14 protein-coding genes are annotated in these 18,356 nt (G+C 73.0%); 9 read left to right on the top strand and 5 right to left on the bottom strand.

All coding sequences use genetic code 11. The annotated features are described in order from the left end of the window. Positions 1-191 precede the first annotated feature (191 nt). A complete protein-coding gene (locus ACQPZP_RS07565) occupies positions 192-3,665 on the top strand; it encodes an AAA family ATPase (protein WP_433476914.1) in 3,474 nt (1,157 codons plus the stop codon). A 160-nt stretch (positions 3,666-3,825) separates the two neighbouring features. Then, on the top strand, positions 3,826-4,008 hold the full coding sequence (locus tag ACQPZP_RS07560; RefSeq protein ID WP_433476913.1) for a hypothetical protein: 183 nt from the start codon (positions 3,826-3,828) through the stop codon (positions 4,006-4,008). An 80-nt stretch (positions 4,009-4,088) separates the two neighbouring features. Here ACQPZP_RS07560 and ACQPZP_RS07555 read toward each other — a convergent pair whose 3' ends face one another. Further along, positions 4,089-4,724 carry a TetR/AcrR family transcriptional regulator gene (locus tag ACQPZP_RS07555; RefSeq protein ID WP_433476912.1) on the bottom strand — a complete coding sequence of 212 codons (636 nt, stop codon included), beginning with the start codon at positions 4,722-4,724 and terminating at the stop codon, positions 4,089-4,091. 152 nt (positions 4,725-4,876) lie between these two features. On the opposite strand from ACQPZP_RS07555, the gene ACQPZP_RS07550 reads away from it, so the two are divergent. Continuing rightward, positions 4,877-6,709, top strand: coding sequence for a serine/threonine protein kinase (locus ACQPZP_RS07550; protein ID WP_433476911.1), 1,833 nt, complete (start codon positions 4,877-4,879; stop codon positions 6,707-6,709). Positions 6,710-6,830: 121 nt separating this feature from the next. Here ACQPZP_RS07550 and ACQPZP_RS07545 read toward each other — a convergent pair whose 3' ends face one another. After that, positions 6,831-7,085, bottom strand: coding sequence for a DUF397 domain-containing protein (locus ACQPZP_RS07545; RefSeq protein ID WP_433476910.1), 255 nt, complete (start codon positions 7,083-7,085; stop codon positions 6,831-6,833). Beyond that, on the bottom strand, positions 7,082-7,903 hold the full coding sequence (locus tag ACQPZP_RS07540; protein ID WP_433469916.1) for a helix-turn-helix domain-containing protein: 822 nt from the start codon (positions 7,901-7,903) through the stop codon (positions 7,082-7,084). Before ACQPZP_RS07540 ends, ACQPZP_RS07545 begins: the two co-directional genes overlap by 4 nt. A 271-nt stretch (positions 7,904-8,174) precedes the next feature. Between ACQPZP_RS07540 and ACQPZP_RS07535 the strand changes: the two genes are divergently transcribed. From ACQPZP_RS07535 to ACQPZP_RS07510, 6 genes are all read left to right on the top strand, one after another. Continuing rightward, a complete protein-coding gene (locus tag ACQPZP_RS07535; protein ID WP_433476909.1) occupies positions 8,175-8,807 on the top strand; it encodes an ATP-binding protein in 633 nt (210 codons plus the stop codon). A gap of 121 nt (positions 8,808-8,928) precedes the next feature. Further along, a complete protein-coding gene (locus ACQPZP_RS07530) occupies positions 8,929-9,282 on the top strand; it encodes an STAS domain-containing protein (protein WP_433466899.1) in 354 nt (117 codons plus the stop codon). A gap of 212 nt (positions 9,283-9,494) precedes the next feature. Continuing rightward, on the top strand, positions 9,495-10,751 hold the full coding sequence (locus tag ACQPZP_RS07525; RefSeq protein WP_433476908.1) for a M16 family metallopeptidase: 1,257 nt from the start codon (positions 9,495-9,497) through the stop codon (positions 10,749-10,751). Further along, the gene (locus tag ACQPZP_RS07520; RefSeq protein WP_433476907.1) at positions 10,748-12,112 is read left to right on the top strand and encodes a M16 family metallopeptidase; all 1,365 of its coding nucleotides are present in this window, start codon (positions 10,748-10,750) and stop codon (positions 12,110-12,112) included. Before ACQPZP_RS07525 ends, ACQPZP_RS07520 begins: the two co-directional genes overlap by 4 nt. 486 nt (positions 12,113-12,598) lie before the next feature. Next, positions 12,599-14,428: a sporulation protein gene (locus tag ACQPZP_RS07515; protein ID WP_433476906.1), complete on the top strand. Its 1,830-nt coding sequence runs from the start codon at positions 12,599-12,601 to the stop codon at positions 14,426-14,428. Between the two features lie 120 nt (positions 14,429-14,548). Then, positions 14,549-15,430, top strand: a complete 882-nt coding sequence (locus ACQPZP_RS07510) for a hypothetical protein (RefSeq protein WP_433476905.1) — start codon at positions 14,549-14,551, stop codon at positions 15,428-15,430. Here ACQPZP_RS07510 and ACQPZP_RS07505 read toward each other — a convergent pair whose 3' ends face one another. Together ACQPZP_RS07505 and ACQPZP_RS07500 are read right to left on the bottom strand one after the other, a co-directional pair. Then, a complete protein-coding gene (locus ACQPZP_RS07505; protein WP_433476904.1) occupies positions 15,431-16,282 on the bottom strand; it encodes a hypothetical protein in 852 nt (283 codons plus the stop codon). It abuts the gene before it with no gap. A gap of 1,107 nt (positions 16,283-17,389) precedes the next feature. Further along, positions 17,390-18,274 carry a hypothetical protein gene (locus ACQPZP_RS07500; RefSeq protein ID WP_433476903.1) on the bottom strand — a complete coding sequence of 295 codons (885 nt, stop codon included), beginning with the start codon at positions 18,272-18,274 and terminating at the stop codon, positions 17,390-17,392. Positions 18,275-18,356 lie beyond the last annotated feature (82 nt).

Below are 18,356 nucleotides of genomic sequence, written 5' to 3'. Positions count from 1 at the left end.
TTCAGATACCTACCCAGTTGAACGGTTCGGCCGCCGCAGCGGACCGGTCGTGCGCGGTGAACAACGTGATAGATCGCGGCTGGAGCGAAAAATGCGCGATTGTTCTGCGCACCGCCCCTGGTCGAGTCCCCGTTCGTCCGGTCCCGGGGGAGCTTCCAGCTCGTTACGCTGTTCGGCCGGGGATGTGTGCTTTGAGAGGGAACGCGGTGCGGCTGCCGGAACACCTGGAACTGCTCGTCTCGGACGAGCCCGTGCTCGACTTCTACGCGGCGGGGCCGTGGCGGGTCCCGGACGGGCTGTTCGACGAGATCCGCGACCGGATCGACGCGCTCGCCGGCGACGAGCGCTGCATCAAGCTGACCACTGCCCAGCACGGCCTGATGACCACCCCTGCCCCGCTGGTCGTCGCCGAGATGATGACGCTGCTCGGCTTCCTGCCGGGCTCCGCCACCGTCCAGTCGGGGTCCAGCTCGAAGCTGTTCCACGAGTTCTTCGGGCGGTACCTGGCCGAGCCGCTCGACCCGGCGCAGGCGCGCGCCGAATGGAGCGCCGGGTCGGGCACCTTCCGGCCGTTCGACTGGCTCGAGGACGCCGGCGACCAGGACCTCGCCCTCACCCTGGCCCGCGAGTCGCTCGCCGTCTTCGCGGGCGTCGAGCCGTTCGAGCGGCGGCGGCAGGCGCTGCTCAGGCTGTACGAGACCCCTCCGCCCGGCAAGTGGATCGAACATCCGCTGGAGCGGCGGCGCGACCTCTGGGAGGCCCAGGCCGACGACGAGATCGTGGCGGTCCTGCCGGAACTGGCCGGGCCCATCGGCTACCTGGAATGGGTGTGCTCTGGGCTGCTGCCCGTGCACGAGCACCTGCGCGAGGTCGCCCCGCACGACGAGAGCACTGACGAGCTGCTCTACCGGCTGCTGCTCCAGGCCGGGCTCAAGCAGGTGCCCGCCGAGCTGTCGGTCGTCCTCACCGAGGACCAGTACGGCGAGCTGCTCAGGCGGTTCGAGGACGCGCGCGGCTCGTTCGACCCCGAAACATGGTCGATCGACGAGTGGGCGTGGCTGGCGCGGGCCCTGGGCGCAGGCGCCATCGACGCCTGCCGCGGCTGGCTCGACATGGCGACCCGCTTCACCGGCGTCGTCCAGGGGCTGCCCGGTCCCGCGAACTCCCCCGAACCCGTATGGATCCCGGTCGCGGGCTTCCAGCAGGACGTCCGGCGCCTGTTCACGCCGCGCCGCAAGATGGTGAACCCGCTGGCCGCGAGCCTCTCCAAGGCCCCGTCCCGCCCGCGCGGCGCCCGCCGGGTCGAGGTCGAGACCGGCCTCGTCGGCCAGCCCGCCGTCGTCGCGGCGCTGGAGGAGATCGCGGCGGGCGACGGGCCGGTCCGGCTGATGATCGTCGGTCCGGACGGCACCGGCAAGCGGGACGCGGCCCAGGAGATCGCCCGGCTCGTCCAGCGGCTCGGCATCACCGAACCGCCGCTGTGGCTGGCCGACGACTTCTTCGCCGCCAAAGAGGTCGCCGCCGCGACGATGCACCTCTACAACGACGCGCGCGACTGCGCCGGGACGCGCCTGATGGTCATCGACGGCCTGGACGACATGTCCCACGACGCGCAGAGCGGCGAGGCCATCGTCGAGCAGTTGCACCGTGCCCTCGACGTCCACGACGACCTCCACGTCGTCGCTCTGTGCGAGCCCGGCGGGGACGAACGGATCCGTGAGGTCAACCCTGGGCTCGCGTTGCGGTTCCAGGTCGTCCGAACGCATCCGTTCACCGCGGAGGGATACGCCGAGCTGTTCAACCGCGCCGTCCAGAACCGCGGGGCGCGCGCACACAAGCGTGCCCTGACCGCCGCCGGTCAGCTGCTCGTCCGGACGCCGCCCGTGCGGAACCTGCGCAACGCCCGCCTCGCCCAGCGCCTCGCCGACATCGTCGTGGAATCGGTCCGCGGACGCACGGAGCCCGGGGAAGAGCTCGTCGTCAAGCGTCCGGACATCCCCGCCTCGTTCGACTCACCCGCCGACGACCCGATGACCGAACTCGCCGCGCTCACCGGTCTCGGGACCGTCAAGCAGGAGATCGAGCTCATCGTCGCCGGCGCGAAGGCCACGAAGATGCGCCGCGACGCCGGGCTGCCCGTCCCGGCGGGGCCCGCCAGGCACATGGTGTTCACCGGCAATCCCGGCACCGGCAAGACCGTGGTCGCGCGGCTGCTCGCCCGCGTCCTCAAGGACCTCGGGGTACTGACCTCCGGGCACATGATCGAGACGTCCCGTGCCGGGCTCGTGGGCCGCTACGTGGGCGAGACGGCCGTGAAGACCCGGCAGGTCGCCCAGCGCGCCATCGGCGGCGTCCTGTTCATCGACGAGGCCTACGCGCTGACCCAGACGGGGTCGGACGACGACTACGGCCCCGAGGCCATCGCCGAGCTGCTGAAGGTCATGGAGGACAACCGCGACGACCTCGTCGTCATCGTCGCCGGATACCAACGCGAGATGCAGCGGTTCATCACGTCCGACCCCGGCCTCGCGTCCCGCTTCCCGCTGACCGTCCGGTTCCCCGACTTCACCGACGCCGAGCTCGTCGAGATCTTCGCCGGGCAGGCCGCGGCCGCCGGGCTGTCGCCCTCCCCCGCCGCCCACGACAAGATCGTCGAGCTGCTCCGCCGGGTCCCGCGCGGCCGCTCGTTCGGGAACGCCCGCGTCATGCGCAACCTCTCCGAACGCGCCACCGCCCTCCAGGCGCGCCGCGTCACCGCCCTGCGCAAACCCGCCCCCGAGGACCTCGCGGCCCTCCTCCCGTCCGACATCCCGGACACCCTCACCGGGTCCACCCGCGTGCGGCCGGTCACCGACCCGCTCGCCGAGCTCGACGCGCTCGTCGGCCTCACCGCCGTCAAACAGGAGGTGCACCGGCTCGCCGCCGAGGCCCGCGCCGCCGAGCTCCGCCGCGCCGCCGGTCAGCCGGTCGGCGTACCGGCCCGCCACATGATCTTCACCGGCAATCCGGGCACCGCGAAGACGACCGTCGCCCGCCTCGTCGCCGCCGTGTACGCGCAGCTCGGGCTCCTGTCGTCCGGACATCTCGTCGAGGTCTCCCGGGCCGACCTCGTCGGGCCCTACATGGGGCAGACGGCGCCGCGGGTGCGGGCCGCAGTGGAGCAGGCCCTCGGCGGCGTCCTGTTCATCGACGAGGCCTACGCGCTGGCCGGCGACATCTACAGCCAGGAGGCCGTGTCCACGCTCGTCCAGCTCATGGAGGAGTACCGCGGCGACCTGGTGGTCATCGTGGCCGGATACGAACGCGAGATGAAGGGCTTCCTGGCCGCGAACTCCGGTCTCGAATCCCGGCTGCCCAAGCGCCTGTCCTTCCCCGACTACTCCGAGGGCGAACTGGTCGCGATCTTCACGCGGCTCGCCGAGCGCGAGGGCCTCACCCTGGCCGCGGACGTCCCCGCCCGCCTCCGGCTGCTGCTCCGGGACGTGCCGCGGGGCCCGTCCTTCGGCAACGGCCGCCTGATGCGCAACCTCCTGGACGGCGCCATAGGCGCCCAGTCCGAACGCCTCACGGCCTCGTCGGACGCCGCCGAGCTCGCCACCCTGCGGGCCGCCGACCTGCGGCCCGGCAAGCACGGGACGCCCGACGGCGTCGGCCTCTACCTCTGACGGCCGCCTCTGACGGCCCGTTGCTCGCGGCGGCCGGATCCGGACGGGCGCTAAACGGAACGATCACTCGGAATAGCCGGAAGGATCTTGCGGTTGCAACTACCGTGCAAAGCCCGGCCCGCCGGGTAGCACGCACGTCCACGACCCACGGAGGTGAACCGTGCCGAGCAGCATTCCCCGCACCCGTTCCACCGCCGAACGGAAACATGTGAAGACCACGTCGTTGCGCGCCCTCGCGGTCGCCGCGCAGCTGGAACGCAATCACGCCCAGGAGGGTCCACCGGGCAAGGCGGACGGCCGGGCGGAGGTCCGCTCAAAGCGGCGGACGCCCGACCCGGCCTGACATCCCACCGCCTTGGCCCCGGCAGGCCCAGGCGCACGAAAGCCCCCGCATGCGGGGGCTTTCGTCGTTTCCGGGTCTTTCTAGCTACGCGCCATGTCGAAGAACGCGTGGACGGTGGCGCGCGCGCGTTCCGTCCCCACGCCCTCGACCATGGCGGCCAGGTGTTCCGCGCCGAGGACGGCGAGCAGTGCGTGCGCCACGGCCTCGCCGTCGGGAACCGCGTCGCCGCACTGATCGAGCAGGATCGTGAGGTGCCGGTGCCAGAAGCCGTAGGCGCCGATGCGGTATCGCGCCCCAGGCGAGGCCGTCTCCGACATGCGCACCAGCGAGAGGTGGTCGAGGACGTAGTCCAGGTAGGCATCGGCGAAGGCGTGCAGACGCTCCGGCGCCGGGACGGCCGCGGCACCGTCCCCAGGGCCGAGCGGAGCCGGACCCGACAGGATCGCGTCCTGCAACTCGCGTTCGCGTTCGTTCAGGAGGGCCACGGCCAGGCCGGCCTTGTCCCCGAACCGGCGGAAGAGTGTGCCCTTGCCCACACCCGCCTCGGTGGCGACGGCGTCCATCGTGACCGTCTCGACCCCGTGCCGCGCGAAGAGCGCGGCGGCGGCGTCCAGCACCTTCGCGCGGTTGCGCGCGGCGTCGGCGCGCTCCTTGGGCGGCGGCGTCCGCATCAGTTCCAGGTCGACGCGCCTGCCACCGGCCGGCCGACGATCCATCGACATCTCCCTTCAGCCAGAACCGGACTATAGTCCAATTAAGTCTTCGCAGCCAAGGCCCGTGATCAGCGGCTTTGCGCAGCGCATACGATCGTCTGGCCATAGTCTTGCCGGACGGTCCTGCGAGGCGGAAGCGACAGGGAGCGAGTGGTGTGACGGACAGGACGATGCCGGACGCCCAGCCACTGCGGTCGGGAGACCCGGTGGAGCTGGGCGGTTACAGGATCCTGGGCCGCCTCGGTGAGGGCGGACAGGGCGCGGTCTTCCTGGGCCGTCCGGCGGTCGAGGCCGCGGGCGCCCGTCCCAAGGAGTTCGTCGCGATCAAGCTGCTGCACGGCGGGCTCGCCGGGAACGAGTCGGCCCGCGCGCGCTTCGTCCGCGAGCTGGAGGTCGCCAAGCGCGTCGCGCGCTTCTGCACCGCGCAGGTCCTCGACGCCGACGTGGCGGGCGATCAGCCGTACATCGTCAGCGAGTACGTGCCCGGACTGTCCCTGCACAACATCGTGAAGGCCGAGGGCCCCCGCACGGGCGGCGCCCTGGAACGGCTCGCCGTCAGCACCCTCACCGCTCTCACCGCGATCCACCAGGCCGGGATCGTCCACCGCGACTTCAAGCCCCACAACGTGATGATGGGGCCGGACGGCCCGCGCGTCATCGACTTCGGCGTGGCACGCGCGCTCGGCCGGGCGAACGAGACGCACAACGTCGGCACGCCCGCCTACATGGCCCCCGAGCACTTCACCGACGACGAGATCGGCCCGGCCGCCGACATGTTCGCCTGGGGCACGACGATGACGTTCGCCGCCACCGGACGTCCCGCCTTCGGCAACGACAAGATGGCCAAGATCATGCACCGGATCCTGACGGAGGAGCCGGATCTGGGCGAGCTGCCGAGCCCGATGCGCGAGCTCGTCCTGGCGTGCCTGGCGAAGGACCCCGCGCAGCGTCCGACCGCCCGCGAGGCCCAGGAACGCCTGGTCGGCGCGGCCAGCGGCACGTCCTCGCCGGCGCCCTCCGTCCCGCCGCCGGCCGCCTTCCCCGGGCTTCCGCCGGAGATGCCGGCGCCCCGGCAGGCGTTCATGCCGCCGGGGCCGGCCGATCCGCAGGCCTCCCCGTCCGGCGTGCCCGGAGCGGCCCCGCCGCCCGAGCACGCCACCGACCCGTCGGGCGCCGGCCACCACACGGCGCCGCAGCCCGCCCCCTTCGGCGACGAGCCGTCCTTCGACGGGCCGCCGCCCGGTGGGCACGGCCAGTTCCACGCCGCGCCCGGGATGCCGCCGGTCCCGTCCGGCGGGCACGGATCGGACGGCAGGAAGCGCGGGCGTCTCGCCGTGCCCATCGCGGCCGCGGTGGCGGTCGCCGTGGTCATCGCGGGTGGTGCCGCCTGGGCCGCGACGAGGTCGGGGGACGGCAAGCGCAACGACGAGGCCGCCGCGGCGTCCGGTCAGAACCAGGGCGCGCAGGGCGGCTCCGGATCCGCGAACGGCGCCGGCGCCGGCGGCCAGAACCCGACGAAGACGCAGCCGGGGCAGCCGAAGGGCGGCAAGAGCAGGAACCCCTCGAACCCCAACGGAAGCAAGAAGCCGGGTTCGCCGCAGCAACCGGGCGGCTCGACGCCCACGAGAAGCCCCGGCGGGGGCGGCACCCCTCCCAAGGAGCCGCCCAACAAGTACACCCCGCAGCAGGTGTGCAACAGCGGCGGTCACGGAAGCGGGTACTACGTGCAACGTTCCATGAACGTGTCCGGGGGCGTCGCCTACCTGCTCTACAACAGCTCCACCTACAACTGCGCCGTCACCATGAAGACGAAGTACGTCGGTAAGGCGTCGTCCGTGTCGGTGTCGATCCAGAAGCAGGGGGGCAACCCCATCCCTGAGAGCGGATCGTTCGCGTGGTACGCGGGTCCGGTGTACGTGAAGGCGCCCGGCGCGTGCGTACGGTTCGGCGGAAACGGCAGCATGTCCGCCTACGGCAACTGCGGCTGAGCCGGCGGCAAGGGCCGGCCGGAGGCATAAAAAGAGGCCACCCTCGCGCCTGGGTGGCCCATGTCGCGTTGGGGCGACCTGGTCGACGTCGGTGCACCGGTGCCGACCGGCCGCTCGCGGTTCAGTTACTCGAAGCGATCAGATGGTCGAAGTCGCCGTCCTTGGCTCCAAGGATGAGCGCTTCTATCTCGGGGCGGGTGTAGATGAGGGCGGGACCCTCGGGATGGCGGGAGTTGCGCATCGCCACCTGCCCGTCGGGCAGCTCGGCGATTTCCACACAGTTCCCCTGGGAGTTGCTTCGCCGGGACTTCAGCCATCGCGCCCCGAGGAGCTCGGTGGCCGGCATCCCGTTGTCGTAATCGGTCTGGAGCATCATGTCTCTCTGAGAAGATCACCAAGAAGCTCGACGGTGCGCTCCGGGGTCGCGCTGTCGACGCACAGGCGTTCCATGGCCTGCAGATAGGTGTCGACGTCGTCGCGCTTGTCCAGGTACATCGCGCCGGTGAGGTTCTCGACGTAAACCACGTCCGGCAGGTCCTGCTCGGGAAAACGCAGGATCGTGAAGGCGCCCCCCTCGGCGGCGTGTCCTCCGAACCTGAACGGCATGATCTGGATGGTGACGTTGGGCAGCTTGGACATCTCGATGAGGTGCTCGAACTGGCCCCGCATCACCTCCGGACCACCGATGGGACGCCGCAGCGCCCCCTCGTCCACCACGGCCCAAAGGCGCGGTGCGTCCGGGCCCGTGAGGCGCTCCTGACGTTGCAGGCGCAGTTCCACGCGCTGGTCGATCTCTTGCTCGGCGGCTCCGGCGTTGCCCAGGCGGATCACCGCTCGCGCATACCCCTCCGACTGCAGCAGCCCCGGGACGAACTGCAGTTCATATGTGCGGATCAACGCCGCCGACTCCTCCAGGCCGACATAGGTCTGGAACCAGCCGGGCAGCACGTCGTTGTACCGGTGCCACCAACCGGGGGTGTTGGCCTCCCGCGCAAGCTGTAGCAGCGCCTCGCGTTCCGTCTTGTCGCCGACGCCGTACAACGTGAGCAGGTCGTCCACGTCGCGTTCTTTGAAGCTGACCCGGCCGAGCTCGAGGCGGCTGATCTTCGACTCCGACGCACGGATGACGTAGCCGGCGTCCTGACGGGTCACGCCCTTCTGCTCGCGCAGACGGCGAAGCTGTGACCCGAGCAGGATCCGACGGACCGTCGACCCGCTTCCCGGCGTCTCTGGAGTCACGCCCAACCTCCCGGCTATTGCGGCGGACAGCGAACCTAGTGTGCCACTGGCCTCAGTGTCCTGCGGTTACCTCCGATCACCCGCGCACGACCCGCGTCGCCCCCACCCTCACGACGCGGATGCACGTGCATTGGGCCTTGCATTCGCACGCTACGATGCGCAGGATAACGCACGAGACTTCCGAGCCACGGCTGCACAACGAGATCACTCTGCGGGGTCCGGTGGAATGACGTCACGCCATGCGCACGACGACACGCGGTGGGAGCTCGGCCCTGTGGCGGGGCCGGCCGACCCACGGGGCCACGATGGGCGCTCGACGCCCGTCCCGGAGTCCTGTGACCTGCCTCCACTGCTCGACACGGCCGTCACGGCGCTGACGGAGCTCAGCGGCCCGACGGTCTCGTTCACCGTCGAACCCGACCCCGAGTCGGTCACCGCCGCCCGGCACTTCGCCGTCTCCTGGCTCGCCGAATGGAACCTGTCCGAGCTCGCCGACGACGTCGGCCTCGTCGTCTCCGAACTCGTCACGAACGCTCTGCGGCACAGCGGAAGGGTGGCCGGCGGGCGGCCGGGCGACGACGCGCACCGTGAGGGCATGTACGGCGAGGGCATGTACGGCGACCCGGCCGACCCGCTGGGCTCCGCGCCGTCCGCGATCCGGCTGCGGCTGGGACACGAGGCGCCCTGGCTGCTCTGCGGGATCATGGACGCGAGCCAGACGGCGCCGCGCCGCAAGGAGCCCGACTACATCGCCGAGACCGGGCGCGGCCTGCACCTGGTCGAGTCGTTCAGCGTCCGGTGGGGCTGGCGGGCCCTGTCGCGCGGCAAGGTGGTGTGGGCGCTGTTCAGGTCCCCATGACGTGTGTCACCGGCCGGACGGGCGTAACGGCGCGCGACGAGGGTAGCTAATGAGTTCCCCTTCGGGAGCCCTGGAAGTTCCCTAGGGCTCTTGACGAGACGAGCGGCAGAGAGGAGCACCGGTGGACTTCGCCGTCGAGCATCGCGTCGAAAAGGGCCTCACGGTCGTGAAGATCAGCGGTGAGATCGACGTCTTCACCAGCCCCCGCCTGCGGGAGGCCCTGCTCGAGATCATCGACAACGGCGGCTCGCATCTGGTCATCGACCTCGGCGAGGTGACCTTCCTGGACTCCACGGGTCTCGGCGTGCTGGTCGGGATCTACCACCGGCTGCGCGCGCGGGACGGCTCGATGTCGTTCATGGGCGTCAACGACCGGGTGCGGCGCGTCTTCCACGTCACCCAGCTCACCAAGATCTTCGTCCTGCACCGGTCGCTCGAAGACGCCATCGCGGCGCACGAGTCGGCCGCGTCCTGATTCCGACGAAGTCGGCCGGAGCGCTCCCGTCCGGCTTTCTCCGTGCTTGTGCCGTTTCGCCGGCACGAGTTATCCACAGTTCGCACGGGCGCGCCTCCCTTGCGGCACACCCGGTACGGTGAGACCGAGATCAAGCCCGCCGCCTGGGCACGTCCCGCTGACGGGCGCGGTGCTGTCCACCAGCCGACCCATCGAACGGACGGGAGCGCTCCGTGGCAGAACAGCCGCTGCATGAGCACACGCTCGGCAATGGCCTTCGCGTGGTGGTCTGCGAGGACCACGTCGTACCACTGGCCGCCGTGAACATCTGGTACGGGGTGGGCTCGCGGCACGAGCGCGCCGGCCGCACCGGGCTCGCCCACCTCTTCGAGCACCTGATGTTCCAGGGGTCCGCGAACGTCGCCGAGGGCGAGCACGCGGCGCTGATGGAGAGCGCGGGCGCCGCGTTCAACGCCAGCACGGCGTTCGAGCGCACGAACTACTACGAGACGGTGCCGGTCAGCCATCTGGAGCTCGCGCTCTGGCTGGAGGCCGACCGGATGGGCACGCTCCCCGCCGCGCTCACCCAGGCCAACCTCGACAACCAGCGCGACGTCGTGAAGAACGAGCGCCGCCAGCGCTACGACAACCAGCCCTATGGGACGGCCTTCGAGCGGCTGTGCGCGCTGACGTTCCCGGAAGGGCACCCCTACGCGCACACCCCCATCGGCTCCATGGACGACCTGGACGCCACCACCCTCGACGACTGCACGGACTTCTTCGCCACCTGGTACGCGCCGGGTAACGCCGTCCTGTCCGTCGTCGGCGACGTCGACGCCGAGAAGACGCTGGAGGCGGTGGAGCGTTACTTCGGCGGCCTTCCGGTGGGCCCGCAGCAGCCCGCCGCGCGTCCCGGTGAGCTCGGGCCGCTGACCGGCGTCCGAGGCGAGTCGGTCGACGAGGAGGTCCCGTCGCCCGCGTACTTCGCGATGTTCACCCTGCCCACCGACGGCGGCGACGACGTCGAGGCCGCCGAGCTCGCCGTCGAGATCCTCGGCGGCGGCTCCGGCTCCCGCCTCTACGACCGGATGGTGCGCCGCGACCAGATCGCGACCGAGGTCTGGGCCGGGGTGACCCGGCTGGCGTCCGGCCCCTCCCTGGCGATCGTGGACGCCATCGGCCCCGAACCGGACAAGATCGCCGCCGTGCTGGACGAGGAACTCCAGCGGTTCGCCGCGCAGGGCCCGGACGCCGACGAGACCGCCCGCGCCACCGCCCAGGCCGAACGCGGCTTCCTGGAGCAGACCGAGACGGTGACCGGCCTCGCCAACGCGCTGTCGCAGAACGCGACGCAGTTCGGCGACCCGGCCCGGGTCTTCACCGCCCCCGGCCGCGCCGCCGCGGTCACCGGAGACGCGATCAAGGAGATGGCGGGCCGCTGGCTGGCCCCCGGCGCCCGCACCGCCCTGACCTACGGAGGCACCTCGTGAGCAGCGGCCTTGCACTGCAGCCCCGTCCCGTCCCGGGGCCCGTCCCGGTCTGGGAGTTCCCGGCCGGCGCCGCGGGCCGCGTCCCGGCCGGCCCGGCGACGCTCCGCTGCGACCTGCCCGGGCGGCGCCTCGCCGCGGTCCGGCTCGTCCTGCACGCGGGCGCGGGCCGCGAGCCGTCCGGCCTGGACGGCGTCGCGACGCTGGCCGCCCGCGCCCTGCTGGAGGGCACCGAGCCAGGCGGCGGCACCGCGCTCACCGCCGCGTTCGAGCGGCTCGGCGCCAGCCTCTACGCGCACGCCGACCTGACCGCGCTGCGGATCGCGCTGGACGTCCCGACGACCCGGCTCGGCGCGGCACTGGACCTGTTCTCCTCGGTGGTACGCCGCCCCGCGCTCGACGACGCCGACGTGCGCCGCCTCGTCCGCGAGCGGCTGGAGGAGATCGCCCAGGAGGACGCCGACCCGGGCTCGCGCGCCATGCGCGAACTGCGCGCGGTGATGTTCCCGGCCGAGGCCCGGGCGTCCAGGCCGACAGGCGGCACCCGCACCTCGATCGGGGCGCTCCAGGGCTCGGACGTCCGCTCCTTCTACGGCTCCGCGGTCCCCGCAGAGGCGACCGCGGTCGTCGCCGGCGACCTTGCCGGGACGGACGCCGACGCGGCCCTCGCCGCCGCCCTGCGGGAATGGGCGGGCACCGGCGGGCCGCTCCCCACCGCCGACCGGATCATGCCCGAGTCCGCCGCCCGCATCGTCGTCGTGGACCGTCCCGGGTCGGTCCAGACGTACCTCAACTTCGGCCACGGGATCCCGGACCGGTCGCACCACGACTGGCCGTCCCTGATGGTCGCCTCGCACGTCCTCGGCGGCGGCCTCACATCGCGTCTGAACGCGGTGCTGCGAGAGGAGAAGGGCTACACCTACGGCATGCGCGCCGGCCTCCTGCGGATGCGGCACTGCGGCCTGTTCATCGCCCAGGGCGCCGTCCACACCGAGGTCACCGCCGACGCCGTCGCCGACGCGCTGACCGAGCTGCGCGGCATCGTCTCCCGGGGCATCGACGCCGACGAGCACGGCTCGTCCGTCCGCGCGCTGGCGGACCGGGCGCCCGCCGAGTACGAGACGGCCCGCTCCGTGGCCGCCGAGCTGGCCGACGTGTCCGCCAACGGCCTGGGCGCCGACTACCCGAGCGCCTACCTGGCCGCCGTGCGCACCTCCACTCCCGACGGCGTGGCCCACGCCTACCGCAAGCACGTCGACCCGGAGGCCCTGACCGTCATCGCCGTCGGGGACGCCGCCCAGATCCGCGAGCCACTGGAGAAACTCGGCTACGCCACCGTCACCGTCACCTCAAAGGAGGAGTAGCCGCCCACCCGGGCAGACGTCGCCCCACGCCCCACGGCCCCGACAACGCCAGCAACCACAACGCCACACACCGGCGCCCGGCGAGGTGCGGCTGAAACCCACAAAGGAGAAGTAGCCGCGCCCCCATCCGGGCAGGTGCCACCACACGCCCCACACGACCAGTGGCCCCAACGACGCCAAGCAACCACAACGCCACACCCCTGCGCCCCCACGGCTTGCGGCTTTGAGGCGTGCGGCGTGCGGCGTGCGGCTTGGGGCTTGGGGCTTGGGGCTTGCGGCAAATCGTGTACCAGGCAGGCCCAACCTGGGGCCGCGGGGCGCTCGGCGGGGCGGAGGCGGCGCGGAAAATGGGCTTGTTTCCGCTTCGCGGCGTGAACCGATGGCATGGTGGACTAGGTCTAACTTGAGCGGGCCGATGTGCGCGGCCCGCGTCGCGCGGGCGGAGATGCGCGGGGAGTGCCCCGCGTCGGGAGAGGGGAACGGCCTGTGTCCTACGGGCAGATGGCAGGCGGCGGGCCGTCCGTCGACACGATCCTGGCCGAGCCGAACTGCAAGCCCGGCGGGGTCGTGGCGGGCAAGGTGCATCTGCGCGGCGGTTCCGGGCCCGCGGAGGTCCGGCATGTGACGCTGGCGCTGATGCCGCGCATGCGGGACGGGTACGGGGGCGAGACCGCCGGGCCCGAGGTGTACCGCGGCGCCCTGACCCGCGGTTTCCGGCTGGACCCCGGCGGGCAGCGCGACCTGTCGTTCTCGATCCCGCTGCCGTACGAGCTGCCGTTCACCACCGTCCTCGGCCACGAGCTCCCGGGCTTCACCATCGGGATGTGCACCGAGGTCGACCTGGCGGGCCAGCCCGATCCCGGCGACGTCGACCCGATCTCGGTGGAGCCGCTGGAATCGCAGCAGTGGGTGCTCGCCGCGATCGCGCAGCTCGGCTTCCAGATCACCAACGTGACGTTCGAGTCGTCCAAACTGCGGGGCGTCTCCCAGCAGCTGCCGTTCCACCAGGAGATCCACCTCAACCCGCCGACGGCGTTCGAGGGCCGCATCGAGAAGGTCGGGCTGAGCTTCGTCGCCAGCCCGAGCGCCATGGCGTTCGTCCTGCGCGCCGAAGACCGCGACACTCCGCAGGACGAGTCGTTCGGCGTCTTCCGGGTGCCGCACGCCGAGGCCGCCGAGACGGACTGGAACGCCAAGATCGGCCAGTGGCTGGACGCCGCCGTCGCGCTGCCGCGGTCGTCCCGCCCGGGCCCCTCCGCCCATGGCGCGCCCCCGCCGCCACCTCCGGGTCAGGCGCCGCTGCCACCGCCCGGCGGGCCCGCGGGCTTCCCGCCTCCGCCCCCCGGGCAGCCCGCCGCGGCGGCTTATGGCGGGCCGGGCGAGTACGGGCAGCACGGCAACGCGCAGTTCCCGCCGCCCGCACCCGACCCCGGCCGGCAGCCGGCTCCCATGGCGAGCCCCGGCCCCGGGTACCCGCCGGGCCCGTCCAACGCGCCCGCTCCCGGCGCCGCACCGGGCCAGGGTGGCGCGCCGGGCCATGCCTTCCCGCCGCCCCCTCCGAGCGCACCACCCGCACACTCCCCCATGCCCGGTCATGGAGGCCCGCCCGGCCCGCCTCCCGCGCCCGGCCACGCGGGCCCGCCCGGCCTGCCTCCCGCGCCCGGCCACGCGGGCCCGCCCGGCCCGCCTCCGGCGCCCGGCCACGTGGGCCCGCCCGGTCCGCCTCCCGCGCCTGGCCATGGCGTCCCGCCTGCGCACTCTCCTATGCCCGGCCACGGAGGTCCGCCTCCCGCGCCCGGGCACGTCACCCCACCGGGCGCCATGCCGCCTGGGCCCATGCCGCCCGGCGCGACGCCGCCTCCCGCGCCCGCAGGTCCGGCGCCGTACGCGCCGCCCGCCCACACCGGGCCGCCTCCGCCCGCTCCGCCGGGCCCGGCCCCCTATCCGCCCGCCGCGCCCGGGCACCCGGGCCCGCCGCCGGTGCACGTCCATCACGGTCCGCCCGGCTATCACGGGCATCGCGGCCACCACGGGCACGGCGTCGCCGCGGCCGGACTGGTCGGCGGCGCGGCCGCGGCCGGAATCGCCGGCGGTGTGGCCATCGGCGCGGTGGGCGACGTCGCGGGATATGTCGCCGGCGCCCCCGTGGACGCGTTCGGCAACGCCGTCGCCGGGTACGCGGGCGACGTCGCCGGCCACATGATCGCGGACGCGGCCGGCGGCATCGCCGGGGACATCGCGGGCGACGTGGCCGGCGAACTCGCGGGCGGTGCCGCGGAAGTCCTCGGCGGTCTGCTGGGCGGCCTCTTCGGCTGACGCCGGCGGGGCGCGCCGCCCAGGAAATGAGGGCGTTTCGGACGAGATCCGTCGCGCACTCGGCCAATGCGGCCACGGGTGGTTATCGTCGAGAGCGCAGCCCGCTTCCCGAGGAGTCACATGACCACCGTGATCCTGGTCCTGCTCTGCCTTGCGATCGCCGGACGCGAGCTCTACCTGGCCTCCGACAAACGGCTCCCCCAGGCCCAGGCGGAACTGCGCAACCTGCGGAAGCAACTGAACGAGCTCGCCAGGGAGCATGACGCCCTCAAGCAGGTCGTCGACGAGGCGACGGAGCCGGTCGGCATCCCGATCCCGCCGCCGCAGCCGGAGGGCCCGCCCACCGACCTCGTCGAAAGGCTGGACTCCGTCACCGGCCGGGTGGACCGGCTGGAGAAGCAGTTCGGCGACCTCTCCGAGGAGATGGCGGGCGTCGACCTCGACCGGGACGCACAGCACGCGCTGGCACGCTCCCTCGACGCGGTGGAGCAGGACGTCGCGGAACTGAACCGCGAGATGCTCGACCGCCTCGACCGGGAGGAGGGCGTCGTCACCGGCGTCCTGCTCAGCGAGGAGGGTGAGGGCGAGGCGCTGCTCGCCGAGGCGTACGAGCAGTGCGCCGCCGAGTGCGGGCTGCGGGTCCGCGTTCGCGACCAGCGGTCGGCGCAGGCCACGGGCACCTACTGGGGCACCGTCTACCAGATGTCCGGACGCCGCCCGGACGTCCTCGCCGAGGACCTGTTCTCCTACGTCCGCGGCCTGTACGACCCGCAGGACGCGTCCGCCGTGAACGCGCTGCTCGCCGAGCTGGCGTCATTGCGCGGCGGCGGGGTCGCGCAGTTCGGCCCGTTCGTCGCGGTCGGCACGCAGAGCGCGCTGCTGTGCGGCGTGCTGCCGGACGAGGGCACGCCGCCGACCGAGCCGTGGCAGCTCGTGGACCACATCCGCGAGCTTCCGGCCGACCGGCAGCGCGACCTGTCCTGGCTGCGCTCGGACGACTGATCAGGACCTGACGAACCGCGGCGCGCCGTCCGCCCGGTCCACGCTGAACGCCAGCAGGCATCGCGGGACACGCGCCGCGTCGATCTGCAGGCACAGCCCGAGCCCGAGCTCCGGATCGACGAACACGACGCGCCGCAGGGCCCGCAGCGCGCTGCGCGCCCTGGCCCGCGACCCCGGGCGGCCCGGTTCCAGCAGCGTCCCGGTGACGACCCGGCCCGCGTACCTCCAGAGCACCGCCGAGTCCAGCACCCGGACGCCCGCGGACGTCAGGTTCGCGACGATCACGACGCCGCTGTCGTCGTCCTCCGCCGCGGACGGGACCGGCAGCGTCCCCTCCCCCGGCAGGTCGCGCGGCGCCCGCGGCCCGCCCACGGCCCGGTGGTAGCGCAGCGGATCCAGCGTGTCGACGACGAAGGCGCCCGCGTACGGCCTGGACGCGCGCGCCGGACGCGACCGTTCCGGCGTCGCTGCCCGCACCGGCCGCACGCCCAGCCGGGCGCTGAGGTCGAACACCATCCCGGCGTCGTCCAGCCACGCCGGCACCCCGAGCTTGGCCGCCGCCGTCCGGTCGAGCGGGTCCATCGTCCGCCACAGCTCATCGGGGCGCCGCGAGAGCGTCGCCGCCAACCCGAGCCCGGGGAACGCGCTCTCCAGCACCGCGAGCGTCGCCCGCCACGTGGTGCTGCCGACGAACTCCGCCACGAACGCGTCCGCCATCGCGCGGCGCCGCTCGGGATCCGCCATCGGCCCGGGCCGCACCACCGGCGCCCACCGCGGCCGCGGCACGGTCACCGGCGGCGGCTCGGCCGACAGCCCCTTCCCCGGCAGGAACGGCTCATCGTCCCCCCGCACATGCCGCCCCGCCCGCCGCCCCGAAGCCGACTGGTCGCCCGCCCACGACGGCGACTCCAAGCGCGGCCCGGGCAGCGGCTCGTCCGAGGCGAACTCTGGCGACGTTGAGCCGGACGCAAGGGCATCGCCGGGTCTGCCCGAACCGCCCGACTCATAAGGCGCCCAGGACGGCGATCCTGACGACGCCGAGCCCCGCTCCGGGCGCGGCCCAGGCGACGGCTCGTCAAAGGCGGACTCCGGCGACGCTGAGCCAGGCCCCGATGCAGTACCAGACCCTGCCGAGCCACCCGAGCCATAAGACGCCCACGACGGCGGCTCCGACGGGGGCGAGCCCGGCTGCGGGCGCGGTTCGTCCGGGGCGGGCTCTGGTGGCGTTGAGCCGGACGCAGGGGCATCGCCGGGTCCGCGCGAACCGCCCGACTCATAAGGCGCCCAGGACGGCGATCCTGACGACGCCGAGCCCGGCTGCAGGCGCGGCCCAGGCAACGGCTCGTCGAAGGCGGGCTCCGGCGACACTGAGCCAGGCTCCGATGCGGCGCCCGACTCATGAGGCGTCCACGACGGCGGCTGGGCTGGTTGCGGGTTTGGTCCTGGCAGCGGTTCGTCCGGGGCGGGCTCTGGTGGCGTTGGGCCGGGCGTGGGGGCAGCGCCGGGTCTGGCCGAGTCGTAGGGCGTCCAGGATGAGGTCGGTTCGCCTGGCTGAGCGCCCGGCCATGGGGCCTCCGAGGGGCCGGGGCTGGGGGCCGGGGGCGTCCACGAGTCTGGTGGGGGCGGGTCGCCGGGTGTCGGGGAGACACCTGGTTCGTAGGGGGTCCACGAGGGTGAGGTCGGTTGGGTGGCGCCGGGGTCCCGTGGCGTTTGCGGCTCGCCCTCGGTGTCCGGTGGGGGCTGGACGGGGACCCAGTCGGCCGGGGGGTCGTTCGAGGCGGGGGTGGTGCTCCTGCCCGCCACGTGGACGTCCCCGGGATAGGGGCCCTGGCGGGGGCCGGCGTCCTCGGGGTCGGAGGACTCCGGGGGGCCGGGGTCCTCGGGTTCGGGGCTGCGACGGTCACGCGGGCCGAATCTCACGGTGTCGATCCTGCGCCGACTTCAAGATCATCGGCAAGTTCAGCGGTGGCTTTGGGGGGCGCCGAAGAGGGCGGCGCACAAGGCGTCGAGGCGGTCCGGGCCGTCCTCGGCGGGCAGCACGGTGAGGACGGGACGCGGTTCCCGGTCGAGCCGCAGCCGGACGGACACCTCGCGCCGCATCGGCTCGTCGATGCCCTGAGCGGCGGCGATGTCCTGGAGACCGACGGAGACGATCTCGGGGATCTCGACCACGAGGGGCTGTTCACCGGCGGGCAGTTCGTCCAGCCAGAGGTCGAGGACGCGGCGGGCGAGGCCGTTCAGGAGCCGCCCCCACGGCTCGACGAGGCCGGGTGGGACGTTCTCCGTCTGCAGTTCCGGGAGACCGAATCTGGCGAGCCCCTTGGTGGTGAAATAGAAACCGCTCCGGCCGGAGGTGTGCGGAAGGAGCATCCAGTCGGTGAGCCTGATCGTGCCGCCGGGCCCCGGCAGGGAGCGGAAGAGGCGGTCCCGCGGCAGGACCTGCGGGGTGAAGACGTCGATCACCGGGGAGTCCGTGGCGGCGCCGAGCGCGCCGGCGACGGCGCGGGCGGCCCATTCGTGCGCGGGCGGACGGCCCGGCCGGTACGCGGCGCGGACGGCGAGGACGTGCGCGGCGGCGTCGACGGCCTCCAGGGTGGACGGGGATCCGCCGTACGCGGCGAGCAGCTCGCCCGGCAGCGGCGGGAAGCCCTCCGCCGGCCGCTGGTCGAGGGTGAGCATGGGGCTGTCGAGCATTCCGAGGACGAGGTCTCGAAGCGGCGGCGAGGTGCGCCGCGTCACCTCGCCGTGCGCGAGGGCGGCGGGGTCGGGGATCGGTTCGGCGAGCGCCACGGCGTACGTGCCGTAAAGCGTCTCCGGAACCGGCAGCGTCAGATCCTCACCCAACTCGTCCCCCGGTGGGCCTCGATGAACGGCGACACCTTCGATCAGAACGAAGGGGAGGTTGGAAAGTATCTGGCGCGAACGG

Source organism: Spirillospora sp. CA-142024, from assembly GCF_050942325.1.
GTDB lineage: Bacteria > Actinomycetota > Actinomycetes > Streptosporangiales > Streptosporangiaceae > Spirillospora.
This window is presented reverse-complemented; position numbering and strand designations above follow the sequence as displayed.